The organism is Amycolatopsis sp. NPDC004747 (assembly GCF_053601335.1).
In genome coordinates, this window is the sequence record NZ_JBSGBQ010000040.1 from 47,601 (window position 1) to 70,085 (window position 22,485).

The 22,485-nt window shown below is 72.1% G+C and carries 22 protein-coding genes; 13 read left to right on the forward strand and 9 right to left on the reverse strand.

What is annotated here, in order from left to right; translation table 11 throughout:
• Nucleotides 1–38: 38 nt before the first annotated feature.
• The 5 genes from ACWEGE_RS40650 to ACWEGE_RS40670 all read left to right on the forward strand — a co-directional run bounded on the left by ACWEGE_RS40650 (nt 39) and on the right by ACWEGE_RS40670 (nt 3,416).
• Nucleotides 39–644 carry a hypothetical protein gene (locus ACWEGE_RS40650; protein ID WP_449665821.1) on the forward strand — a complete coding sequence of 202 codons (606 nt, stop codon included), beginning with the start codon at nt 39–41 and terminating at the stop codon, nt 642–644.
• A gap of 171 nt (nt 645–815) precedes the next feature.
• Nucleotides 816–1,310, forward strand: a complete 495-nt coding sequence (locus tag ACWEGE_RS40655; protein ID WP_449665822.1) for a YbaB/EbfC family nucleoid-associated protein — start codon at nt 816–818, stop codon at nt 1,308–1,310.
• A gap of 11 nt (nt 1,311–1,321) precedes the next feature.
• Entirely contained in the window at nt 1,322–1,657 is a 336-nt protein-coding gene (locus tag ACWEGE_RS40660; protein WP_449665823.1) for a hypothetical protein, read from the forward strand.
• Nucleotides 1,654–2,781, forward strand: a complete 1,128-nt coding sequence (locus ACWEGE_RS40665) for a hypothetical protein (protein WP_449665824.1) — start codon at nt 1,654–1,656, stop codon at nt 2,779–2,781. Before ACWEGE_RS40660 ends, ACWEGE_RS40665 begins: the two co-directional genes overlap by 4 nt.
• A 92-nt stretch (nt 2,782–2,873) precedes the next feature.
• The gene (locus ACWEGE_RS40670; protein ID WP_449665825.1) at nt 2,874–3,416 is read left to right on the forward strand and encodes a hypothetical protein; all 543 of its coding nucleotides are present in this window, start codon (nt 2,874–2,876) and stop codon (nt 3,414–3,416) included.
• Between the two features lie 345 nt (nt 3,417–3,761).
• Here the strand turns inward: ACWEGE_RS40670 and ACWEGE_RS40675 are convergent, their stop codons facing one another.
• Complete coding sequence (locus ACWEGE_RS40675; RefSeq protein ID WP_449665826.1) at nt 3,762–4,166, reverse strand: ATP-binding protein; 405 nt, start codon at nt 4,164–4,166, stop codon at nt 3,762–3,764.
• A 46-nt stretch (nt 4,167–4,212) separates the two neighbouring features.
• Nucleotides 4,213–4,515, reverse strand: a complete 303-nt coding sequence (locus ACWEGE_RS40680; protein WP_449665860.1) for a hypothetical protein — start codon at nt 4,513–4,515, stop codon at nt 4,213–4,215.
• A 318-nt stretch (nt 4,516–4,833) separates the two neighbouring features.
• Here ACWEGE_RS40680 and ACWEGE_RS40685 point away from each other — a divergent pair, with 318 nt between their 5' ends.
• Nucleotides 4,834–5,934: a S1 family peptidase gene (locus ACWEGE_RS40685; RefSeq protein WP_449665827.1), complete on the forward strand. Its 1,101-nt coding sequence runs from the start codon at nt 4,834–4,836 to the stop codon at nt 5,932–5,934.
• 45 nt (nt 5,935–5,979) lie between these two features.
• Here ACWEGE_RS40685 and ACWEGE_RS40690 read toward each other — a convergent pair whose 3' ends face one another.
• From ACWEGE_RS40690 to ACWEGE_RS40715, 6 genes are all read right to left on the reverse strand, one after another.
• A complete protein-coding gene (locus ACWEGE_RS40690) occupies nt 5,980–6,240 on the reverse strand; it encodes a GlsB/YeaQ/YmgE family stress response membrane protein (protein ID WP_449665828.1) in 261 nt (86 codons plus the stop codon).
• 426 nt (nt 6,241–6,666) lie between these two features.
• On the reverse strand, nt 6,667–7,857 hold the full coding sequence (locus ACWEGE_RS40695; protein WP_449665829.1) for a hypothetical protein: 1,191 nt from the start codon (nt 7,855–7,857) through the stop codon (nt 6,667–6,669).
• A 59-nt stretch (nt 7,858–7,916) separates the two neighbouring features.
• Nucleotides 7,917–8,468 (reverse strand): PadR family transcriptional regulator, encoded by a 552-nt coding sequence (locus ACWEGE_RS40700; RefSeq protein WP_449665861.1) that lies wholly within the window; start codon nt 8,466–8,468, stop codon nt 7,917–7,919.
• A 6-nt stretch (nt 8,469–8,474) separates the two neighbouring features.
• Nucleotides 8,475–8,864 (reverse strand): nuclear transport factor 2 family protein, encoded by a 390-nt coding sequence (locus tag ACWEGE_RS40705; RefSeq protein WP_449665830.1) that lies wholly within the window; start codon nt 8,862–8,864, stop codon nt 8,475–8,477.
• Nucleotides 8,865–8,967: 103 nt separating this feature from the next.
• Complete coding sequence (fadD8, locus tag ACWEGE_RS40710; RefSeq protein WP_449665831.1) at nt 8,968–10,569, reverse strand: fatty-acid--CoA ligase FadD8; 1,602 nt, start codon at nt 10,567–10,569, stop codon at nt 8,968–8,970.
• Nucleotides 10,570–10,924: 355 nt separating this feature from the next.
• The gene (locus ACWEGE_RS40715; protein ID WP_449665832.1) at nt 10,925–12,319 is read right to left on the reverse strand and encodes an alpha/beta hydrolase domain-containing protein; all 1,395 of its coding nucleotides are present in this window, start codon (nt 12,317–12,319) and stop codon (nt 10,925–10,927) included.
• A 321-nt stretch (nt 12,320–12,640) separates the two neighbouring features.
• On the opposite strand from ACWEGE_RS40715, the gene ACWEGE_RS40720 reads away from it, so the two are divergent.
• A complete protein-coding gene (locus ACWEGE_RS40720) occupies nt 12,641–13,999 on the forward strand; it encodes a sigma-70 family RNA polymerase sigma factor (protein ID WP_449665833.1) in 1,359 nt (452 codons plus the stop codon).
• A 31-nt stretch (nt 14,000–14,030) separates the two neighbouring features.
• Here ACWEGE_RS40720 and ACWEGE_RS40725 read toward each other — a convergent pair whose 3' ends face one another.
• Nucleotides 14,031–16,337 (reverse strand): PQQ-dependent sugar dehydrogenase, encoded by a 2,307-nt coding sequence (locus tag ACWEGE_RS40725; RefSeq protein ID WP_449665834.1) that lies wholly within the window; start codon nt 16,335–16,337, stop codon nt 14,031–14,033.
• Nucleotides 16,338–16,540: 203 nt separating this feature from the next.
• Between ACWEGE_RS40725 and ACWEGE_RS40730 the strand changes: the two genes are divergently transcribed.
• From ACWEGE_RS40730 to ACWEGE_RS40755, 6 genes are all read left to right on the forward strand, one after another.
• Nucleotides 16,541–16,759 carry a hypothetical protein gene (locus tag ACWEGE_RS40730; RefSeq protein WP_449665835.1) on the forward strand — a complete coding sequence of 73 codons (219 nt, stop codon included), beginning with the start codon at nt 16,541–16,543 and terminating at the stop codon, nt 16,757–16,759.
• A gap of 78 nt (nt 16,760–16,837) precedes the next feature.
• On the forward strand, nt 16,838–17,692 hold the full coding sequence (locus tag ACWEGE_RS40735; protein WP_449665836.1) for an NmrA family NAD(P)-binding protein: 855 nt from the start codon (nt 16,838–16,840) through the stop codon (nt 17,690–17,692).
• Between the two features lie 47 nt (nt 17,693–17,739).
• A complete protein-coding gene (locus tag ACWEGE_RS40740; RefSeq protein WP_449665837.1) occupies nt 17,740–18,261 on the forward strand; it encodes a PadR family transcriptional regulator in 522 nt (173 codons plus the stop codon).
• Complete coding sequence (locus ACWEGE_RS40745) at nt 18,258–18,938, forward strand: ABC transporter ATP-binding protein (protein ID WP_449665838.1); 681 nt, start codon at nt 18,258–18,260, stop codon at nt 18,936–18,938. Before ACWEGE_RS40740 ends, ACWEGE_RS40745 begins: the two co-directional genes overlap by 4 nt.
• Nucleotides 18,935–21,139 (forward strand): FtsX-like permease family protein, encoded by a 2,205-nt coding sequence (locus tag ACWEGE_RS40750; protein ID WP_449665839.1) that lies wholly within the window; start codon nt 18,935–18,937, stop codon nt 21,137–21,139. The genes ACWEGE_RS40745 and ACWEGE_RS40750 overlap by 4 nt, the downstream gene beginning before the upstream one ends.
• Nucleotides 21,140–21,211: 72 nt before the next feature.
• Nucleotides 21,212–22,474 carry a hypothetical protein gene (locus ACWEGE_RS40755; protein ID WP_449665840.1) on the forward strand — a complete coding sequence of 421 codons (1,263 nt, stop codon included), beginning with the start codon at nt 21,212–21,214 and terminating at the stop codon, nt 22,472–22,474.
• Nucleotides 22,475–22,485: the final 11 nt, after the last annotated feature.

Sequence of the window (22,485 nt, forward strand, 5' to 3'; positions counted from 1 at the left end):
GGTGGTGCTGGGCGTGCGTCGGTGCTAGCTTGCCGGGAATGCGCGGCCGGTTTCCTTTCGCCAGAACACTTTCCGCCCTGGCTGTCCTGCTGGTGGTCCCGCTGACCGGGACGCCGCAGGCCACCGCGTCGCCGGGCCGCGAGTGCGCGACCCCGTCGATCGACCGGCTGCAGCAGTGGCTGGCCAGCGGCGAAGGAACGACGGTCCCGGCCACCGGGAGCTTGCTCGTCCCCGCCGGGCGCCGGTACACGGCGAAGGTGACGTTCCTGAACGCCGAGTGGCACGTGGCCGTGGTGTGGCTGGGCAACCGGTTCGAGGCACAGGCCGACCTGTCCCGGTCGGCGGGTTTCCTGCTGACCTACCGCGCGACCGGCGACCTGTACGTCCAGCTGCGCCCGGCGTCCCACTGGAGCGGTGGCGACAAGTGGCTGACGCCGGTGCCGTCGACGGGCGGGCGGCTGGTGACGAGGTTCTTCGGCTTCTCGCCGCGGGAGTGGACGTCGCTGCCGGAGCTGGGGACGCCGTCGTACTCGTTCGCCTCGGCGCTGAAGGAGGCGCGGGGGCTGGTGTTCGTCGGGAAGACGCCGAACGAGCTGGAGTTCCGCGGCCTGCGCGTCGACGGCTACCGGCCGCCCTGCCTCTGACCGGAACTGCCGGCGCCCGGCGTGACACCGCGGGCGCGCTCGCCGTCTTCCGGACACGCGATCGGCGCGAAACGCGATCGGCGGCGAACCGGATCTGTCATGATGCGGACACAGGCCCCGAACCGCACAGCCCTGAACCGCACAGCCCTGAACCGCACAAAGGGAGACACGATGTCCGCCCAGATGGACGAGCTGATCGCCCAGTTCCAGAACTTCCAGAACAAGGTGCGCCAGGCCGAGGCCCGCTTCGCCGGTGTCGGTGACATGCAGGAGCGGATCGCCCGGCTGGAGACCACCGTCACCTCGCCGGACGGGACCGTGACCGTCACCGCCGGGGCCGGCGGGACCATCACCGACCTGCGGCTCACCGCCGGCGCCACGCGCGTCGAAGCGGGGCAGCTGGCCGCGACCATCATGACCACCATCCGCCGGGCGGCCGCCGCGGCCGCGCAGCAGCAGGCCGGCATCGTGGACGAGACCTTCGGCGACGCGTTCGGCGTGGACGTCTCGGCGCAGGTGCGCGAAGCCCAGGCGGAAGCGTTCGGAACCGCGGCGGCCGAGCCTGCGTCGGAGCCTCAGCCGCGGCAGCCGTCGCGGCCCGTCCGCCGGCCCGCGGCCGGGGACGACGACGACTTCGACCAGGGCCCCATCCTCCGCCGATCCTAGGGAAACCCGCGATGCCAGACGGAATCCAGACGAACATCGGGGCGATCTCCGCCTACGCCAAGCAGCTGCCGTTCTACGAGCAGGAGGCGGACAAGTTCGGCGCCAAGATCGACGCCGCCGACGTCACGAACGAAGCCTGGGGGCTCGTCGGCCTCTGGGCCAAGCAGGGCTACACCGACCGCCTCGCCGAACTGCGGTCGCTGCTGACCGACCTCAAGGACGGCGTGGACGGGTTCACCACGAAGCTCACCAAAGCCGCGGAGATGTACCAGGGCACCGAAGACGCCGGGAAGGTCGCCTTCGGCCGGTACGAGGCGGAAATCGACGCGATCGGGCAGGGCGAATGACCGAGCCGAAGAAGAGCATCGCCGACGCGCTGGACGTCGGGGCCTACGACGAGAGCATGGGCGCCAACCTCGACCGCGCGGCCGGCTACGTGCCGGTGGCCGGCACCGCCTACAAGGCGGGCAAGAAGATCGGCGAGCACGCCCGGCAGGCCGCGGAGGCCGACGGCCCGGCCGAGCTGGCGTCCGCGGGGGCGGCGCTGGTGGGTGACGGCGCGGCGTTCGTCGGCGCCGCGGCCGCGGACATGGTCACCTTCGCCATGGACCCGATCGGCTGGCTGGTCAGCCACGGCCTGAACATGCTGCTCGAACTGGTCCAGCCGCTGCAGGACGCGCTGCACCAGGTCACCGGTGACGGCCCGGCGATCGGCCACGCCTCCGAGAACTTCGTGACGATCGCCCAGGGGTTCGTCGCGCTCGCCGACGACTTCGAGCGCACCGGCGACACCGCGCTGGCCGAGTGGGTCGACGACGCCGGCAACGCGGCGAAGGAAGCGCTCGGCGACTTCTCCTCGGGGATCCGCGGGATCGGCTCGGCCGCCGGTTCGGTGGCCGAGGTGCTGCAGATGTGGTCGATGGTCATGGTGGTCATCGAAGAGGTGATCAAGGGGATCATCACCGAGCTGGTGTCCTGGCTGATCACGTTGTGGCTGCCCGCGCTGGCCGCGTCGGTGATCAGCTTCGGCGGCTCGGTGGCGGCCGCGATGACCGCGTCGATCGCCAAGGCGGCCAGCGTGCTGCAGAAGGTGACGCGCTACCTCGGCAAGTTCGGCAAGCTGCTCGACAAGTTCATGGAGTTCCTGGTCAGGTACTCCGGGAAGCTCGAGGTGTTCGCCCGCAAGCTGCGCATCGGCGTGATGCCGGGCGAGACGAAGTTCGGCTTCGGCGCGGTCGCCCAGGGCTGGCAGCCGAGCAACCGGGCGCTCACGACGATGTTCGGCACCTCGGCCGGCGTCAAGCCGCTCCTCGCCGGGGCGGGCGTCAAGGCCGGCATCGGGGCGGGCAAGGGCGCGTTCGCCGAAGGCAAGGAAGCCGTCACACCCGAGGGGGACGAACCGTGGTTCGACAAGAGCGAGATCGGCGGGGACCGGAGCCCGGAGGACACGCGCAAGGACCTCGACATCTAGACGTCCGCGCGGCCGAGTTCCACGACCGCGTCGAACGCCGGTCGCAGGAAACCCGGGTCCGGCCCGGGCACCGCGAGCGGGTCGAGGCGCTGGTGCGCGACCGGTGGCGCGAGCCGGTCATCGTGCTGCACTTCGGCGACACCGACGTGGGCTACGACGTCCCCGGCCGCCGCCGGGACGGCACCGTCGTGGGGAAGCGGCTCGTCCGGCGGTTCTTCTGGAACGTGCTGCGGGGGATCGGCGCCGCGGTGTTCGGCGTCTTCGCCCTGGCCCACGGCGAACGGCCGGGACTGCCGTTCCAGCGGACGATCGGCGTTTCGGGCCCGGCGAACGCGATGGCGCTCGACCTGGCCGACCGCCTCGGGCCGGTGAAGGGTGCGTGGCTGGCGTGCTCGCCGTCGTGCCTGGCGGTGGTCGACACCGGAACGACCTACACGGACCCGGCCGACGCACCGCCGCCGCGCATCGTCTGGGAGGCACGCAGGCCGCAGGCGCCGGAGCTCAGCTTCGGCAAGAGCACACTGACCTGGCCGGACGGCTCGGTCTTCCGGCTGCCGGTGCAGGACCGCGCCGAGCAGCAGCACCTGCGCAGGTACTTCGAGCCGCCGGCGACGGTGCACTGGAACGGCCGCTAGCCGGGTGATGCGTAAGTCCGGTTGGTGAACGATCCTGTTCACCTCCGCAGCGCGATGGCTGCGGGCGGGGGACACTGCTGCCGCGGCTCTAAAGATTGTCCTCGCCGGACGGGCAGGCTCCGGGATGACCACGGCTAACGCTCCCACCCCACGCGGAGGAGGTGGGCCGCTGGGTGGTCATCCCGTCGCCTGATTGAGGCCTATCACTTTGAGCCGGGCCCGCAAGCTTGCGCTGTCATCTCGTGTTGGTCATTGGGTTGCGGGCCCGGCTCAAAGTGATTTGACGGCCTCAGGCGACGGGATGACCACCCAGCTCCGTGATTGAGGCATTACGCATTTACCCGTCTAGCCCGCGCAGGGCAGGCGCGCCCAGACGACCTTCCCGTCGTCGTGGTGGCTCACGCCCCAGGCGAGGGACAGTTCGTCGACGAGCAGCAGGCCTCGGCCGCCGGAGCGGCCCGGTACCCGCAGCTGCGGCTCTCCGGTGCCGGTGTCGGAGACGGCCACCGTCAGCACGCACGGGTCGTGGGCGAGGTGGAGCCGCAGCTGGTGGGGGCCGGTGGCGTGGACGTAGGCGTTCTCCAGCAGCTCGCCGACCACGATCACGGCGTCGACCCGATCGGCCTCCGCGAGGGAAGCCAGCTTCTCCTCCGCCCACCGGCGTGCGGAGGTCAGCGCGGCAGGGCCGGCTCCGGCCACGTCCAGCACCTGCCACCCCGGCTCGTGCGCCGTGCCCCAGTTCACTCGCACCGTGTGACTCCTCCTTCGCAGGAGGGGCTACCCGGTGCAGCGGCCGTTACTCCTCCGGCCTGGAGCGCCGTGGGGACCCGATCCGCCAGAGGAAGGCCGCGCGCAGCGCCTCGATGAGGGTTTCGTCGTCGACCTCGCTCGGGCGGTCGCCCATCGGGAGCCAAAGGCCTTCGTCCGGGATCCCGGCGTTGACCCGGGTGAGCGTGACACCCGGGTAGGTGAGTGTCTCGGGATCACCGTCGAGGTCGGAGACGACGACGTGCCGGGACTCCGCCCGGACGAGCACCTGCCGCTGGTCGTTCATGTCGCGCGTCTTCCCGGAACCGAGAGCCTGGCCGCGATCCAGCATAGACACGCGAGGCCGCCGGCACCTTCGTGCGAACAGTGGATTCTCGTTCACGTCAGCTCAAAAACCACTGCGCGCCAACATCTCCGCTGCCCGGGCCGGGCGCTGGGGACTGTCCGGGTGCTCTGCGCGAACCGGCTCTGGGCGAATTGCCCGGTACCTATCTTTTGTCCCATACGACGAAAGTCGCTACCGCCCCTCGAGGCCACAGCTCACCCTCGACCCACCGGATCACCCGGTGCCGGCCACGTGCGCCGGCTCGTCCGGCGCGGCCACCCCTCGCGCCGGCTTCGCCCGCGATCGCGAAAGGGAGTTACCGGCATGCGCAGAACGTCCCCGGGACACCACCTCCTCGCCCGCTCCGCCGCCGCACTGGTGGCCGCCGCCGCGGCCATCGGCTTCTTCACGCCCGTCTCCGCCGCCACCATCGACGGCTACTCCGCCACCGTGCAGAGCGAAGCCGTCGCTTCCCTCGCCGCGGAAGCCGGGATCAGCGAGTCCGCCGCCGTCGCGTTGCTGCGTACTCAGGCAGCCAGCGTCGACACTCTGCAGCGCGTCACCGCGTCCCTCGGGGCCCGCGCCGCCGACGGCTACCTCGACGCTGCCGCCAAGCCCGTCGTCAACGTGCTCGACCAGGCCACCGCCGACCAGGTCGAACGCGCCGGCGCCCAGGCCCGGCTGGTCAAGCACTCCAGCACCGCGCTCGCGAGCGCGCAGGACGCCCTGCAGGCGCTGCCCGCGGTGGCACACACCTCGATCGGGCTCGACCCGAAGGCGAACCAGGTCGTGCTGACCCTGGCCGACGCGGCCAAGGGCACCGACGCCCTGGTGAAGGCGGCCGCCTCGCTCGGTGACCTGGTCCGCGTGGAGCGGGTCGCCGGCGAGATGCACACCGCGATCTACAACGGCGAAGCCATCACCGGCGGCGGCACCCGGTGCTCGGCGGGCTTCAACACCAACCGCGGCGGCCAGAACTACCTGATCGACGCCGGCCACTGCACCCGTGCGGTGTCGCAGTGGAACGTCGGCCCGTCGCAGGGCGCCAGCTTCCCGACCAACGACTACGGGCTCATCCGCAACACCACCGGCAGCGCGCCCGGCGCGGTCACCCTGTGGAACGGCGCCACCCAGCGGATCACCTCCGCCGGCACCGCGACCGTCGGGCAGCGGATCAGCAAGAGCGGCAGCACCACCCAGCTCACCTCGGGCTCGGTGCAGCGGACCAACGTGACGGTGAACTACGCCGAAGGCTCGGTGTACCAGCTGATCCAGACCAGCGCGCTGGTCAACCCCGGCGACTCCGGTGGCTGCCTGTTCGCCGGCAGCGTCGGCCTGGGCATCACGTCCGGCAAGGGCGGCGGGAGCTCGTACTTCCAGCCGGTCGGCGAGGCGCTGAGCGCGTACGGCGTCACCTTGAACTGAGCCGGGACCGGTGGGGGCGCCGCGCGGGCGCCCCCACCGCCCGCGTCAGTCGCGGCGGTTGAAGATGAGCCGGTAGCCGGCCAGGATGATCAGGGCGCCGAGGATGGCCAGGCCCCAGGTGCGCAGGTCGAAGAACGTGCCGAGCTGGGTGTGGAACAGCGTCTTGCCGATCCAGCCGCCGACGAACGCGCCGGCGATGCCCAGCAGGATCGTGATGATGCAGCCGCCCGGGTCCTTGCCCGGCATGAGGGCTTTCGCGATCACCCCGGCGATGAGACCCAGCACGATCCAGGCGATGATGCCCACGGGGTTGTCCTCTCGTCCGCTACCTCTTGACGGCACAGGATGGCAGGCACCGGCCCCGGAGGCGCGCCGAGCCACGCCGACGTGATCCGGATCTCACCGGGTGGTCATCGCCGCGGGAACGGGCCCCACCGGTTGACCGCGAAGGCGCCGCCGCGGCGCTCGACCTCCAGCGCGCTGTGCCCGGCGAACAGCGCGTGGCCGGGTCGCGGCGCAGGCCCGGTCCCCGGCGCCGGTCGCCGTAGGTGGCCAGGCCGACGTCTTCGGGCCGCAGCCGGGATCGGCGGGTCTTGAGGAACTCGCCGAGTCCTCGTCTGGCCTCCATGGAGCCAGTATGGGCAGGCGAGCGGGGTGGCAACCACACCCTCGCAGGGTCACGAAAAGGCCCGCCCGGGGTGTCCCGGACGGGCCGTTCGCGATCGGGCCGGCTCAGCCGCCGCCGTAGGTGGCCTGGGTGACCGCGAAGACGTTGCGGCTGCCCGCGCCTTCCTGCAGCGACCACAGCAGGTCGGCGCTGGTGTCGTCCTCCCAGTACGAAATGCTCTCGCCGCTGCCCACCCACGAGAACGTCTGCGCGGCGGCCGAGGGCTTCCAGTAGTAGAGCTGCTTCGAGCCGGAGGAGTTGAACCACCAGCGGCCGTTGTGCGAGGCCACGCCGTTGAGCTTGTACCAGGGCAGCTGCAGCGCCTGGCTCGCCGTGGTCGTGGCGGCGAAGGTGCCGGTGGCGGCGAACGGGTAGCGGATCGCCCGCGGCGCCCGGTTCGGGTAGTCCGTGCAGCCCGAGGAGCAGGTGTACTCGGTCATCACGATCGACTTGCTGACGCGGTCGAGCGAGATCGACGACCACGCGAGGTTCGTCCCCGAGGTCGTCTTCGAGGAGATCGTGCCGACCTGGGGCAGGACGTAGGCGTAGTTGTGGGCGTAGTACGTGCTGCCGCTCTGGTGGCCGATCTGGTCGGCGGTGCCGCCGTTGTTGGTCTTGAGGATCTTGCGCATGTCGAACACGCGCATGCCCTTGCCGGTGTCGGCGACGTAGAGGTAGTCGCCGTACCAGGACATGCCGCCGGCGTGGATCGGGATGTCCTTGAAGTCCGGGGCGTCCGCGGTGCCGGTGGGCTCGACGAGCAGGATCTTGCGGTACTTGTTGGGGTAGTCGGCGTCCCAGTCGGCCAGGGTGATCCGGCTGCGCGACTGGTCACCGCTGCAGCCGTCCTTGGTGTACCAGCTGACCGCGACGAGCTGGTGCCCGTCGTAGTTGCCGCCGTTCGCCGTGCCCACGGCGTCGCGGCTGGTGGTGATCCCCTGCGGGTAGTTGGCGCAGTCGGAGTTGTCGTCGCTGTCGAAGCGGAACCCCGTGGAGAGCCCGGCGACGGAGAACGACGAGGGCAGCGCGGCGCGGTCGTGGTTCGCGTTCTCCATCACGGTGTGGACGGCGGCGGTGCCCAGCGTCGACACCAGGGCGCTGTTCACCGCGTCGAACTGGTTGTAGTTGGCGGTCAGGGTGTATTGGTCGGCAGGCAGGGTGGCCGGGGCAGCCGCGGCGGCGGCCGCCGGAGCGGCGACCAGGCCCGCGAGCACGCCGGCGGCCAGCGCGGCCTGGGCGAGACGGTGCAGTGACATGGGAACCATGGTGGGACCCGGTCGTACAAGAGCCGTACAACCGGTCCACATCGGACAGCTCAGCTCCGCCGGTCCAGTGCCTTCAGCGACTGTTCACACCAGCGCAGGTTCTCGCGCTCGAACGACAGGCCGCGCATCAGCGTCAGGTACGGGCCGATCCGCTCCGCCTCGGCGAGGTAGTCGTCTTCGAACCGGCCGTCCAGGAGCCGGGCGCGGAGCCGCTCGTAGCCGGCGATCTTGGTCTCCGCCCGGGCCATCCGGTCCGCCAAGGCGCGCCGGACCGCCGCTTCGTCGCCCGCGTCCACGGCCTGTACCTGCACCAGCAGCTCGTCGCGGATCACGCCCGGGCGGGGCGGCTGCGCCGTGAACGCGTGCAGCGCCCGGCGCCCGGCGTCGGTCAGCGAGAACAGCCGCTTGTCCGGGCGCCGCTCCTGGTGGACCAGCCGGGCCTGGACCAGGCCGTCGGCCGCCATGCGGTCGAGCTCGCGGTAGAGCTGCTGCGGGGTGGCGGCCCAGAAGTTCGCCACCGAGGCGTCGAACCCCTTCGCCAGGTCGTAACCCGACGCCTCGCCTTCGAGCAGCGCCGCCATCAGCGCGTGCCGCAGCCCCATACTCAACTAATTGACTGCTTCGCGCTGGATCTGCTCGAACTGGGCCGCCATCGCCTCCGCCAGCGCCTGCGCCGCCGAGAGGGGCCGGACCATCACCGTGAACTCGTAGATCAAGCCGGCTTCGTCGAGGTGCAGGAAGTCGCAGCCTTCGACCCGCACGTCGCCGATCCGGGCCTCGAAGACGAGGGCGTGGTCACGGCCTTCGCCGCCGTCCAGCTCGCGCACGTAGCGGAAGTCCTCGAACACGCGCAGCACACCGCGCAGGATCGCCGCGGTGATCGCCTTGCCGGGGTACGGCTTGAACGCGACCGGGCTGCGGAACACGACGTTCTCCGCCAGCGTCGCGGCCATGGCGTCGGGATCGCGTGCTTCGACGGCCTTGCGGAAGCTGTTCATGCCCACCTCACCTACTCAATTTGTTGACTAGGTGTGCCAGCGTACCGGACCGGGCGGTCAGCTCCTCCGCCGTTCCCTGCGGAGGAGCTGACCGTATAACGCCCTACACGCCGGCGCGGTGTGGTTGGTACTGGGCTCGCAGCGCCTTCTTGTCCGGCTTGCCCAGCCCCGTCATCGGCAGGGACTCGGCGACGATCACCTGCTTGGGCACGTGCACCGGGCCCTTGCGCTCCCGCACCGCCGCCTGGATCTCGGCGGTGAGCCGCTCGAGGTCGGCGCCGGCGCCGGAGCGCAGGACCACGACCGCCGTCACCGCTTCGCCCCACTTCTCGTCCGGGGTGCCGATCACGCCCACCTGGGCCACCGCCGGGTGCTCGGCGACGACGTCCTCCACCTCGCGGGGGAACACGTTGAACCCGCCCGTGACGATCATGTCCTTGACCCGGTCGACGATGAACCAGAAGCCGTCCTCGTCTTCGCGGGCGACGTCGCCGGTGTGCAGCCAGCCGTCGCGGAACGTCTCCGCCGTCACCTCCGGCAGGTTCCAGTAGCCGCCGGCGAGCAGCGGGCCCGCCACGCAGATCTCACCCGGCTCGCCCGGCGCGACGGGCTGCCCGTCGGCGTCGAGCAGGGCGGTGCGCAGGAAGGCCGAGGGACGGCCGCAGGAGGCCAGCCGCGCGTCGTCGTGGTCGCCCTTGGCCAGGTAGCTGATCGCCATCGGGGCCTCGGACTGGCCGTAGTACTGCGCGAAGATCGGCCCGAACCGGTCGATCGCCTCGCGCAGGCGCACCGGGTTGATCGACGCGGCCCCGTAGTACACCGTCTGCAGCGACGACAGGTCGCGCGTGCGCGAGTCGGGGTGGTCCATCAGCGCGTAGAGCATCGTGGGCACCAGCATGGTCGCGGTGATCCGCTGCTCCTCGATGATCCGCAGGGTGTCGGCGGGGTCGAACTTCGGCACCACGACCAGCGAGCCGCCCTTGATCAGCGTCGGGGCGAAGAACGCCGCGCCGGCGTGCGAAAGCGGTGTGCAGATCAGGAACTTCGGCGCCTCGGGCCACTCCCACTCGGCCAGCTGGATCTGCGTCATCGTGGTCATCGCCTGCGCGGTGCCCATGACGCCCTTGGGCTTGCCGGTGGTCCCGCCGGTGTAGGTGATCGAGACGACCTGGTCGGGCGGCAGCTCGGCGGGCCGCAACGGACCCGGCTCGAACGTCGCGGCGGCCGCGGTCAGGTCCTTGCCGACGTGGGCCAGCGGTTCCGGCACCGGTCCGATGGTGAGCACCTGGGTCAGGCCGGGGACCTTCTCGAGCAGGCCGAGCGCGCGGTCGACGAAGGCGGGCACGGGGTCGATGATCAGCGTGGTGATGCCGGCGTCGGCGAGGATGTAGGCGTGGTCGTCGAGGGAGCCGAGCGGGTGCAGCGCCGTGCGCCGGGAGCCCTGCAGCTGGCCGGCGGCGATGATGAGCAGCACTTCCGGCCGGTTCAGCGACAGCAGGGCGACCGACGCGCCGGTGCCCGCCCCGAGCGCCTCGAAGGCCTGGGCGTACTGGCTGACCTGCTCGGCGGTCCGGCCCCCGGTCATCGTGGTCTCGCCCAGCACCATGACCGGCTTGTCCCGGTGGCGTTTCAGGGCGGAGACGACCAGGTGGCCGAGGTGGTTCGGATACCGCATCGCCTGCTCGTCCATCCCGGTCCCTTCCACGGCGCCAGACTAGAACACGTTACTGTTCTGGACAACATACGGCGTTCCGGAGTGGTTTGTCAGCTCGGCATCGAAGTGGAACAGGTTTCACCTCCGGTCGAGGAGTCTCGGCCGACGGAGACCGCGGGAGATTTCGCCGTCGGGCTTTGCGGCCGCGCGGCCGCCGACAGGGCGACCACCTTCGCGGCTGCGACGCGCAACGCCCGGAACCGCATGGACATCTCCTCATCTGTCCGGCACCGGCGGGGTCAGGGTGGCGAGAACAGTGGCCGCGGGACGGTCTTTCCGGTGTTTCCACGGTGAGCCCGTCCCGGGTCCGCGACGGGCTCACCCCTCGACACTCCTTTGTGGACGGTTACGGCACCGGCGCGGCCTTGGCACTGGCCACGGCTTCGTCGCGGTCGGGTGGCAGCAGGTAACCCGACCGCAGGGCCCGGTCCGCCGCCGCGGTGAACTTCGCGACGTAGGTCGCGTGGTCCGGGTACCGCTGCCGGATCCGGTCCGCCGCCAGCGGTGTGGTCGCGCCCAGCAGCAGGCACGCGCCCGGCACGTTGCCGCCGCTGTTGTTGGGCGAGTAGGACGCCACCGGGACGTCGAGGCCGGGCAACCGGACGCCGCCGAGGGCGTTCTGGTCACCGTCGCGCAGGACGACGAGGTTGAGCAGCATCGCAATCGGGGTCGCCGTGGGCGGGGCCGCGCCGCCGCGCGCCCAGCGGTCCAGGTGGTCGAAGGCAGCGTTTTCCGCATACCGGAAGGTCATGTCGTTGACCGGCTTGTCGCAGGTCGTCGGGGCGCCGTCGTTGATGGACCCGTCCCGGGCGTTGGCCGCGTTGTACAGGTTCAGGCCGTACTGGTCCGCGTGTGCGGTGCCGGCGACCTCCCAGGTGCGCACCTGCGCGGTGTCCTGCCGGACCGAGGCCGACGCGATGACGTCGGTCTCCGACTGCAGGACGAACACCGGGACGCCGAGATCGGTGCGGATCTTCGCCGAGAGTGCCCCGATGACGCCGTCGCCGATGGGTGCCGCGAGCGCGGCCCGGCCGTGGATCATCAAGCCGTCGTAGCTGCGCCGCACGGGCTGGACCGCGTTCGCGAAGGTGGTCAGCCGCAGCGCGGACTGCGAGTGCCCGGTGCCGAGCACCACGGACGGCGTCCGGCCGCCCAGCAGCCGCGGGTTCGCCCGGACCGCCTGCGCGGCCTGCGAAAACACGTCGTAGGAGAGCGCGTCACCGCCGAGGTTCACCGCCGCGTACCGCGCGGGATCGAGGCTCTTGAGCTTGTCGGCACCGGCTTTCTGCGTCGTCACGCCGACGTAGGCGTAGCCTTCCCGGACGAAGTGCTCGTACGACTGCGAGAAATCCACCGGGATGTCCACGCCGAAACTGACGTTGAGCCACTCGACCACGACCGTGCCGGTGAACCGGGCGGCGTCGCGCGGCCGCACCACGACCATGCGCGTGGTGTACGGGTTGCCGGTGGAGGCCACGCGCGTGGCCCAGCGGCCGTCCTCGGTCCACAGTCCCACCTGGTCGAACGTGTCGGCCCGGCCGGAAAGCAGGTACTCCTCCTCGACGTACCCGCGGGCGTCGAGGTCCAGCACGCCTCGGGCGCCGCTGACCGGCCAGCCGCGCCCGGCGTTCGCGGGCACCGCCGTGACGGTGGGCGTGGCGGACGGCGCGGCGCGGCCGGTCCCGGTGATCAGGACGGCGGGCAGGAGCGCGGTGAGCAGCACGAGCAGGGCTCTGCGCATGGGTAAACCCTTCTGGTGGTCGACGGCCCGGAGAGCGGCTCCCGGCTCCCCGAACGTCCACATCGGACAGTCGGCGGTGACCGGCCCGGCCACCGCCGTTGTCTTTTACTCGCCGGTAAAGCCGAGGGCAACGACGGCACCGCGAACCGGCGGGATCCCACCCGGGATCGCTCAGGGTTGTGACAAGTCCACGCACCGCACACTCGCCTGCCGCGGAAAACCGGGAAAGTCCTTTCGGCGCCGCAACCTTGCGCAGGTGTCACTCGTTGCGCGACTATCTCGGGACGTTCTGCACGTGCATGCGCACGGCGAGGGGGAGTGGTGACCGAAGTGGCGCCGGCGGCGACCGGGACGACGGACGTCCCGACCGACGCGGCCTTGATCGCGGCAGTCCGCGGTGGCGACATCGCGGCGTACGGCGAGCTCTACGACCGGCACCTCCCCGCCGCCCGCCGGGTGGCGGCCGCGATCGCGGCCGACTTGGCGGAGCGCGACGACCTGATCGCCGAAGGGTTCACCCGCGTACTGCGGATCCTGCGCTCCGGCGAGGGGCCGGACGAAGATTTCCGGCCGTACCTGCTGACGACCATCCGGAACACGATGATCAGCTGGCGCCGGCGCGACTCCGCCGTGTCGCTGGTGGCCGAGGTCCCGGACGTGACGCCGGGTGCGGGGAGTGACGATCCGGTCGGCAGCCGGTTGCACGCCACGGTCGCGGCGGACGCCTTCGCGAGCCTGCCGCAGCGGTGGCGGACGGTGCTGTGGCGGACCGAGATCGACGGCGAGTCGCCCGCGAAGATCGCCGAAGACCTCGGGATGACGCCGAACGGAGTAGCCGCGCTGGCCTACCGCGCCCGCGAGGGCCTGCGCCAGGCCTACCTGGACCAGCACGTGCCCGAGGCGCGGCGGCGCACCTGCAAGAACGTCTCCGGCCAGCTGGCCCGGTGGGTGCGCGACGGCATCTCCGACCACAAGGCCCACCGGATCGCCGACCACCTCGACCGCTGTCCGGACTGCCGGGAGCTCGCCGCGGGGCTCCGGCAGCTCAACGAGGAACTGCCCGCCGCGATGGCCCCGCTCATCCTGGGCGTCCCGATCGTCTCGCAGTGGCTGTCCACCACCGGCTCGCTCGCCGGCTCCGGGGCCGCCGCCGGAGCGACCGGGACGGGGGCCTCCGCCCTGTCGTGGGCCACGGCGGCGAAGGTGGCCGTGGCGGGCGCGGCGCTGGTCACAACGGTGTCGATCGGCGCCAGCACGTCCAACGACGCCCCGCCGCCGTTCTCCGGCGGCGAGGGCACGACCCAGCCCGTGCGGACCGGGCCGCAGGCCGGCTCCCGCGCCGGAGTGCCGCCGGGCGGCGTCGCGCCGACGTCGGACGCGGCGGGTTCGGCGGTGCCCACCACCCCGGGCGTGGCACCGACGGGCGTGCAGCCGGCGGGCGAGTCGTCGGGGTCGGTGAACTCCGGCGACCCGGCCGTGCCGGGTGCCGGAACCGGCAACAACCGCAATGGCATCGGCAACGGCAACGGCAACAACGGGAACGGGAACAACGGCAACGGTGTCGGGAACGACCCGGCCGCGAAGGCGTCGAAGGAAGCGGCCAAGGAATCGACGAAGGCCGCGAAGGAATCCGCGAAAGAGTCGAAGAAGGCCGAAAAGACGAAGAACCCCGGGGAATGACCCGGCGCCGGGCGGCGCCGGGTCAGTCCGCTCAGCAGGGCTGCAGCAGCCAGCAGAGCCGGTAGTTCGCCTGGTAGGTCGCCCCCGTCGCCGGCGCGACGACGTTCTGCGTCCGCGGCCCGCCGTGCGCCCAGCCGGTGAAGGCGTACTTCAGGTTCAGCGGGGGCAGGTTCTGCGGGCTGTTCGCGCTGATCGAGTTGGTGGACCCGGCGATCACCGTCCGGGAGAACGGCGTCCGCTGCTGTGTGCCGCCGACGGTGAGCATCGCCTGGCTGGGGTTCGAGGTGAAGTTCAGCGTCACCGTCTTCGGCCGGAGGTCGATCGTCGTGGACCCGGTGCGGCCCGTGGAGTCCGTCGCGGTCAGCGTCAGCTGCAGGTACGACGGGTACTCGTGGTCCGGTGCGACGAACGACCCCGCCGCGACGCCGGGGAAGTCCTGGACGTTGTGGGTGTGGCAGGTGCCGTTGTCCGCGCAGTGCCGGATGGCCAGCCGCCAGGACAGGGCCGAGGGCGGCAGCTCGCCGTCCTGGGCGTCGACGGCACGGCCGGAGAACGGCACCTGCTGCCCGACCGACCAGGTCAGCGTGGCGGCCGGGGTGTCGATGACCGGCACCGGGTCGAGCCCGGCCGGGGTCCCGACGGTCACCCGCACGGTCGTGGTCGCCGAAGCGCCGTGGGCGTCGGTGACCCGCAGCCCGGCGTCGACCGCGGCCGCGGCGGTGTAGGTCCAGGTGGGCCGCGGGTCCGCGGAGTCGTCGTAGGCGCCGTCCGCGTCGAGATCCCACGCGTAGGACAGGGTGTCGCCGGCGTCCGGGTCGGTGGAGCCGGTGCCGTCGAACCGGACGGTCAGCGGTGCCGGCCCGCTCGACGGCGTCGCGGTCGCCGCGGCGACCGGCGGCCGGTTGGTCCCGCCGGCGTAGCTCACCCGGCGCAGTTCGCCGCTGCCCAGCGCGACGTAGAAGAGATCGCCGCCGGGACCGGTGAGCACCTGCACCGGGGTGTTGACGCCGGTCACGAAGGGCACCAGCCTGCTGGGGCTCGGCTGGCCGGCGACGGTCTGCATGGCCCAGATGCAGCCGCGGGAGGAGTCGGCGAAGAACAGCGCACCGGCGTACTCGGCCGGGTAGGTGCTGCCCGACTCGAAGGCGATCCCGCTGATCGAGGAGCCGCCGGTGGGACACGGGTCGGTGGCGACGACCTTGGCGCTGTGGTTGTAGCTGTAGAACGGCGCGGTCTGGCCGCCTGCCGAGTACAGCGACTCGCAGCGGTCGAGGTTCGCGCCGTCGTAGCCGGCCTGGCGGGCGGTGCCTTCGAAGCAGGGCCAGCCGAAGTTCTCGGCCACGGCGTCGCCGGCGTTCGCGACGCGGTTGATCTCTTCCCAGGTGTTCCAGCCGACGTCACCGGCCCACAGCTCGCTCGTGCCGGGCCGGAACCCGAACCGGAACTGGTTGCGCGAGCCGTAGGCGATGACGCGCCGGGCGTTGGCGTCGGTGCTGCTCGCGAAGGGGTTGCCGGGCAGGCCGTCGCCGGTGTCGGGGTCGATGCGCAGCAGCGCGCCGTTGAGCAGCACCGGCTGCCCGGCGGCGCGGCGCGGGGACTGCGACCGCAGCGCCCCGCCTTCGGCCGACGGCGGCGTGAGGTTCGTACCTGCCGGGGAGGGCGGGTCGGCGCAGGGGTTGCCGACCTGGCCGTAGTCGGCGAAGTTGAAGCTGGCGCCGTCGCCGCCGCCCGCGTACAGGGCACCGTCCGGGCCGAAGGCGAGTGCGCCGACCGAGTGGCTGGGGTACTGCTGGCACCAGCCGGTGACCAGGGGTTTCTCGCTGACCGCGGTCCCGTCCGGGCCCATCGTCAGCTGGGAGACGCGGCCGGTCACCACGCAGCCGGAGTCGGTCGCGCCCGGCGGCGTCGGGCAGGTGTCGCCCCACTTCGGCGCGGTCCCGCCCGGCAGGGCGTCGAGGGTGTAGGAGACGTAGACGTACGGCCGGGCGGGGAAGCCCGGGTCGACCGCCAGCCCGAGCAGGCCGCGGTCCCAGAAGTCCTGGGTCGGCGTGCGCAGGTCGGCGAACACGGTCGCGCTCGGGTCGGCCAGGTTGTCGAACACCTTGAGCAGGCCGCTCTTCTCGGCGACGAACACGCGGCCGTCGGGCGCGAACGCGGCGGCGGTCGGTGAGCTGAGGCCGCCGATGGCCACTGTGTCGGTGAAGCCGGCCGGCACGGCGGCGGCGGCGGGTGTCGCGGCGGCGACGGCCACCGCGAGAGCGCCGGCGAGGGGCACGACCACCCCCGCCGCCAGTGCGCGTCTTGATCTTCGCGGAACGAGGGAACGACGTGGACCCATCACGAACTCCTCCTGCGGCGGGGACCGGACTGGCGCGGACGCCGTCCGATATGGCGCGTGCGGTCCGAAAGCTGTTACGCCGGCGCGAGAAAAATGCACGAACAGCTCAATCCCGTTGGAGATCAACGACTTGCGGCCTCGCGCGGCCGCCGCGGTGCGGCCATGCCGGGGACGTCGCGATCGCGGGCATCCACCTGTCCGAGGTGCCGCCCCTGGACTACCGGCGGCACCTGTTCCAGGAACGGCAGGTGCGCAGCGTCACCGCCAACACCCGGGCCGACACGCGGGAGTTCCCGGACTTCGCCGGGCGCCACCGCCTGCAGGTCAGCACCGTCCCCTACGCGCTCGACGCGGCGGACCGGGCGCTGACCGACCTGGCCGCGGACCGAGTGCACGGCGCGGCGGTGCTCCGGGGCGCCTGATTTCATTGGTAACCCCTCGTTGGTATCACTGATGATAGCGTGGTTAGTATCAGTGATACCAAACCGAAGGGGTGCACCATGATCGTCGTCACCGGGGGAACCGGGCAGCTCGGGTCGCGGATCGTCGACCGGCTGCTCGAGCGGGTCCCCGCCGCCGAAATCGGGGTCAGTGTCCGCGAGCCGGGCCGGGCGGCCGGGCTCGCCGCCCGGGGAGTTCGCGTCCGGCGCGGCGACTTCGCCGACCCGGCGTCGCTCGCCGAAGCGTTCGAGGGTGCGGCGCAGGTCCTCGTCGTTTCGACCGACGTGTCGGGTGACCAGGCTGTGGCGCACCACGTCTCGGCGATCGAAGCCGCGCGCGAAGCGGGGGCGAAGCGCGTCCTCTACACCAGTCACCAGGGGGCGGCGGCGGATTCGCTGTTCGCTCCGATGGTCGACCACGCGGCCACCGAGCGCCGGGTGGAAGGGGTGGCGTTCACCGCGCTCCGCAACGGTTTCTACGCGAGCACGGTGCCGCTGCTGCTGGGGGCGGCCCTGGAGACCGGCGAGCTGGCCGCGCCGGCCGACGGGCCGGTCTCCTGGACGGCGCACGCCGACCTCGCCGAAGCCGCGGCGATCGTGCTCGCCGGCGAAGGCCGGTTCGACGGGCCGACGCCGCCGCTGACCGCGCCGGTGGCCCTGGACCTCGAGGAGGTCGCCGCGCTGCTGACCGAGCTGACCGGCCGTTCCGTCCGGCGCGTGGTGATCTCCGACGAGGCGTGGGTGGCCGGTTTGACCGGGCACGGCGTCCCGGCGGCGCGCGCGGAGCTGCTGCTCGGCATGTTCCGGGCCGCCCGGCGCGGGGAGTTCGCCACGGCCGGACCGGACCTCGAGGCGCTGCTCGGACGTCCGGCGACGCCGTTGCGAGCGGTACTGGCCGAGGCTGTCGCGCTATGAACCGGGTGTATAAACTCTAGCTATACACACCGTGTACAGTCGCGGGCATGTCGATCGGACTGACGCTGCTCGGGCTGCTGGAAACCGGACCCCGGCACGGCTACGACCTGAAACGGGCCTACGACGACCGCTTCGGCCACGACCGCCGGGTGCACTACGGCCAGGTCTATTCGACGCTGGCCCGGCTCCTGAAGCAGGGGCTCGTCGAGGCCGACGGCGTCGAGGTGGACGGCGGACCCGAGCGGAAGCGGTACGCGATCACCGAAGCCGGGGTCGCCGACGTCGCCGGCTGGCTGGCGACCCCGGAGAAGCCCGACGCCTACCTGCACAACACGCTGTACACGAAGGTGGTGCTCGCGCTGCTGTCCGGGCGGCCCGCCGCGGAGGTCCTCGACGTCCAGCGGGCCGCCCACCTCGACGCGATGCGCGAGCTGACCCGCCGCAAGACCGGCGGCGACCTCGTCGACCAGCTCATCTGCGACCACGCGCTGTTCCACCTGGAGGCCGACCTCCGGTGGCTGGAGCTGACGGCGGCCCGGCTCGACCGGCTGGCGGAGGAGATCGCGTGAGCGAGGTCCTGCTGGAAGCCACCGGCGTCCGGAAGGCGTACGGGCCCACCGAGGCGCTGGCGGGCGCGGGCCTGCGGGTGTGCGCGGGGGAGATCGTGGCCCTGATGGGGCCGTCCGGGGCGGGCAAGTCGACGCTCCTGCACTGCCTGGCCGGGATCGTGCGCCCGGACGCCGGGACGGTCCGCTACCTGGGCGCGGACCTCGCGGCGATCTCGGACCGGGCGCGCTCGGCGTTGCGCCGCACCGAATTCGGGTTCGTCTTCCAGTTCGGGCAGCTCGTCCCGGAGCTCACCTGTCTGGAGAACGTGGCGCTGCCCCTGCGGCTGAACGGCGAACGCGGCCGGGTCGCCGCGCAGCGCGCGCGGGCGGTGCTGGCGGAACTCGACCTGTCCGGCGTGGCCGGGAAACGGCCGGGCGAGGTGTCCGGCGGGCAGGGCCAGCGGGTGGCGGTGGCCCGCGCGCTGGTGACCGCGCCGCGGGTCGTCTTCGCCGACGAACCGACCGGTGCCCTGGATTCGCTCAACGGCGAGCAGGTGATGGGCCTGCTGACGACCGCGGCCCGCGAGCGCAACGCGGCGGTGGTCCTGGTGACGCACGAGGCCCGCGTGGCGGCGTACTCCGACCGCGAGGTGGTCGTGCGCGACGGCCGCACACGGCAGTTCGAGGTGACCGCGTGAGCCGGCGGTGGGTTGCCGACCTCCTCCTCGGCATGCGGCTCGCCGTCGGGGGTGGCGGTGCGCGGACCGCACTGGGGCGGCTCGCCCTCACCGCCGTCGGGGTGGGGCTGGGGGTCGTGGTGCTGCTCAGCGCGACGTCGCTGCCGCACATGCTCGACGCGCGCGCCGAACGGTCCGCCGAACGCACGCCGCGGTCCGTGGCCGAGGGCGGCGTCGCCTCGCTCGTGGCCGTCGGCCGGGCCGACGAGTTCCGCGGCCGCGGGCTGCAGGGCTACCTCGTCCAGCGCACCGGGCCGCACCCGCCCGCCGCGCCCGGCGTCGGCCGGCTGCCCGGGCCGGGGGAGGCCGTGCTGTCGCCGGCGCTCGCCGCCCTCCTGCGGTCGCCGGACGGCGAGCTGCTGCGCCCGCGGTTCCCGCACCGGGTGATCGGCACCATCGGCGACGCCGGGCTCACCGGCCCGAACGAGCTCTACTTCTACCTCGGCTCCGACACCGTCACCCGGCAGCCGCAGGCACTTCCGGTCGGCGAGTTCGGCGGCCGGTCGCACGGGCGCGGTCTCGAACCGATCGAACTGCTCCTGGTCGTGCTGGGCGCGACCACCTGCCTGGTGCCGGTGTTCGTCTTCGTCGTCGCGAGCACCCGGCTCGCCGCGGCCGCCCGCGACCGGCGGCTGGCCGCGCTGCGGCTGGTCGGCGCCGATCGCGGCCAGGTGCGGCGGATCGCCGCCGGCGAAGCCCTGCTCGGCTCGGGTGCCGGGCTGGTGGCCGGCGTCGGGCTGTTCCTGCTCGTGCGCGCGCTCGTCCCGGAGATCACCGTGTCCGCCTTCCGCGGCGGCATCTTCGCCACGGACGTGGTACCCGACTGGCGCCTCGCCGTCCCGGCCCTGCTGGCGCTGCCGCTGCCGGCCTGCGCGGCGGCCGTCTTCGCGCTGCGGCGGGTCGTCATCGAGCCGCTCGGTGTCGTGCGGCGCGGGACGCGGGTGCGCCGGAAACTCTGGTGGCGGCTCCTGCCGCTCGCCGCCGGCGGCGCGCTGCTGGCCGGCCGGCTGAGCAGCGACGACCCCCGGGATCCGCTCGTGATCGGCGGGGTGGTGCTGATCCTCGCGGCCGTGCCCGTGGTGCTGCCGTGGCTGGTCGAACGCGTCGCGGGCGTGCTCGGCGGCGGGTCGCCCGCGTGGCTGCTGGCCGTGCGCCGGCTCCAGCTGGACAGTGCGACCGCGGCGCGCCTGGTCAGCGGCATCGCCGTCGTGCTGGCCGGATCCATTGCGCTGCAAGGGGTGTACGCCCGGACCGAAAGCGACCGGCCGCCCGGGCAGGCCGCCAGGGTGCTCGCGACCGCCTTCACCACGAGCCTCGCCGAAGTCCAGGCCTTCACCGCCGCCCTGCACGCCCTGCCCGGTCTGGCGGACGTCGAAGTGGAAACCCGCGGCCTGGTGCGGAACGCGGCCGGGCAGCCGGCCTCCCTGGTCCTGGTCACGTGCGCCGAACTCGCCATCGCGGACTGCCGCGACGGCGACGTCTACGCGGCAGGCGCGACGGCGCCCGGCCCCGGGGAACGGCTCTGGTTCGACAACGCCGGACCGGCTCCACAGTGGACGGTGCCGGTCGAGCGGTACCACCGGACCGGCCGCGAAGAGCCGGGCACCCTGTACGTCACGCCGTCGGCGCTGGCCACCGCGACCGGACCCGGGTTGAGCTCGAACGTCGGGATCCCCGCCGCCGGGCCGGAACTGGTCGAGCGGGTGCGCAACGTCGTGGGCTGGAACGGCGTCGTCAGCTCGCTGGGCACCGAGCGGGACGGCACCGTCGCGCTGATCACCCGCGTGCTGTCGGTGGGCTCGATCCTGGTGCTGCTGCTGGCCGCGGGCAGCCTGCTCGTCGCGGCGTGGGAGCAGCTGCGGGAACGGCGGCGCAGCCTCGCCGCACTGATGGCCAACGGCGTCGGGCGCGGGGTGCTGGCCCGATCCCTGCTGTGGCAGCTGGCGATCCCGGTGGCGGTGGCGGTCGTCGTCGCCGTGCTCGCCGGGCTCGGCCTCGACTGGCTGCTGCTCACCTTCGTGGTGCACCGCCCGATGGTGGTCGACCTGGCGGCCATCGGCGTCCTCACCGCGACCGCGGCCGTCGCGGTGCCGGCCGTGACCGCGCTGACGCTGCCGGCGTTGTGGCGCACCGCGAGCCTGGAACAACTGCGGGAGGAATGACGGCACCGGCGGTACAAGAGGTGTACAAGGCCGGTGTACGGATTTTGGATTGCCTGCTGGCGTACTGCTCCCATGCGAACTCCGAAAGCGATCCTCCTCGCGCTGGCCGTGGCGGCCGGTGTGCTGGCGCTGCCCGGGACGGCGAGCGCCGCCTACAGCGACCCACTGACCACGACCGCCAAGCAGAACCTCGTGTGGCACGCCACGCCCGCCGCGGCGCTGACCGCGCTGGACAACGCGCTGCCGAACGTCAGCATGAACACCGTCGTCAACGACACCAGCTACGACATGACCGGCTGCACCGCCGCGGAAAAGGCGTCGCTGCCCAAGGCGCCGGTGGCCACCAAATCGATGTGCTGGGACGCCGACCGCGCCGGGACGACGACGTGGGTACCCCAGGCCATCACGACCTCCGGCGACGCCGACAACGACGGGAAGTGGGGTGACGACAAGGTCATCCTGACCGGCTGGCACGGCACCGACGCACTCAGCACCGCCAACGAGAACCGGTACAACGACGCGCGGATCCAGGCGATCAACTACAACGATCCCGCCAAGCCGTCGTACCGGATGCTGTACCTGGCCGTGCCCAACAGCACCGGCAGCAGCTTCTCCGCCGCCGAGGCGCACATGGGCGGGATGGCCTGGTACGGCGACAAGATCTACGTGACGGCCGTGGGCGGCTCCTCGACCGCGATCCGGGTCTTCAGCACCAAGCACATCCTGCAGATGACCGACACGACGTCGAACGCGATCGGCAAGACGTCGTCCGGGTACGCGGCCTGGACGTACAAGTACGCGATGATGCAGATCGGCTACTACAGCTACGCGGGCGGCGCCTGCGACATGGCCTCCGACACGGCGGTGCCGTGCTTCTCGTCGATGTCGCTGGACCGCAGCACCAGCCCGGCGAGCATCGTGACGTCGGAGTACTTCAAGGAGACGAACCTCCACGGCCGCCTCAACCGCTACCCGATGGGCGACGACTTCCTGCTGGCGGCCTCGTCCGCAACGGTGTCCGCGACCGAGGCGTTCCGCAGCAACGTGGGCAACGTCCAGGGAGTGCTGTCCAACGGCGGCAAGTACTACGTGGCCCACAGCTCGGCCACGACCAACGGCCAGCTCTGGACCCAGACGACCGCGAAGAGCACTTCGGCGACGTGTGGCACCGGGACGACGGCCTGCTGGGCCATGCACCCGGAGGCGCTGACCTACGACTCCTCGACGGGCCTGGTCTGGTCGATGGCGGAATGGTCGACGGCCGACTGCACGGCGAAGAGCCAGACCTGCGGCCGCTCGGTCTTCGCGGTCCCGCTGTCCTCGCTGGCCGCCTGACCCGTCCGGAC

What these genes read in the sequence shown, in the direction of transcription:
- ACWEGE_RS40655 (WP_449665822.1), top strand. Translation starts at nt 816, where the DNA reads ATGTCCGCCCAGATGGACGAGCTGATCGCCCAGTTCCAGAACTTCCAG.
- ACWEGE_RS40665 (WP_449665824.1), top strand. Translation starts at nt 1,654, where the DNA reads ATGACCGAGCCGAAGAAGAGCATCGCCGACGCGCTGGACGTCGGGGCC.
- ACWEGE_RS40705 (WP_449665830.1), bottom strand. Translation starts at nt 8,864, where the DNA reads ATGAACAGCTTCCGCAAGGCCGTCGAAGCACGCGATCCCGACGCCATG.
- ACWEGE_RS40685 (WP_449665827.1), top strand. Translation starts at nt 4,834, where the DNA reads ATGCGCAGAACGTCCCCGGGACACCACCTCCTCGCCCGCTCCGCCGCC.
- ACWEGE_RS40700 (WP_449665861.1), bottom strand. Translation starts at nt 8,468, where the DNA reads ATGGGGCTGCGGCACGCGCTGATGGCGGCGCTGCTCGAAGGCGAGGCG.
- ACWEGE_RS40660 (WP_449665823.1), top strand. Translation starts at nt 1,322, where the DNA reads ATGCCAGACGGAATCCAGACGAACATCGGGGCGATCTCCGCCTACGCC.
- ACWEGE_RS40740 (WP_449665837.1), top strand. Translation starts at nt 17,740, where the DNA reads ATGTCGATCGGACTGACGCTGCTCGGGCTGCTGGAAACCGGACCCCGG.
- ACWEGE_RS40650 (WP_449665821.1), top strand. Translation starts at nt 39, where the DNA reads ATGCGCGGCCGGTTTCCTTTCGCCAGAACACTTTCCGCCCTGGCTGTC.
- ACWEGE_RS40755 (WP_449665840.1), top strand. Translation starts at nt 21,212, where the DNA reads ATGCGAACTCCGAAAGCGATCCTCCTCGCGCTGGCCGTGGCGGCCGGT.
- ACWEGE_RS40725 (WP_449665834.1), bottom strand. Translation starts at nt 16,337, where the DNA reads ATGGGTCCACGTCGTTCCCTCGTTCCGCGAAGATCAAGACGCGCACTG.
- ACWEGE_RS40715 (WP_449665832.1), bottom strand. Translation starts at nt 12,319, where the DNA reads ATGCGCAGAGCCCTGCTCGTGCTGCTCACCGCGCTCCTGCCCGCCGTC.
- ACWEGE_RS40735 (WP_449665836.1), top strand. Translation starts at nt 16,838, where the DNA reads ATGATCGTCGTCACCGGGGGAACCGGGCAGCTCGGGTCGCGGATCGTC.
- ACWEGE_RS40695 (WP_449665829.1), bottom strand. Translation starts at nt 7,857, where the DNA reads ATGTCACTGCACCGTCTCGCCCAGGCCGCGCTGGCCGCCGGCGTGCTC.
- ACWEGE_RS40680 (WP_449665860.1), bottom strand. Translation starts at nt 4,515, where the DNA reads ATGCTGGATCGCGGCCAGGCTCTCGGTTCCGGGAAGACGCGCGACATG.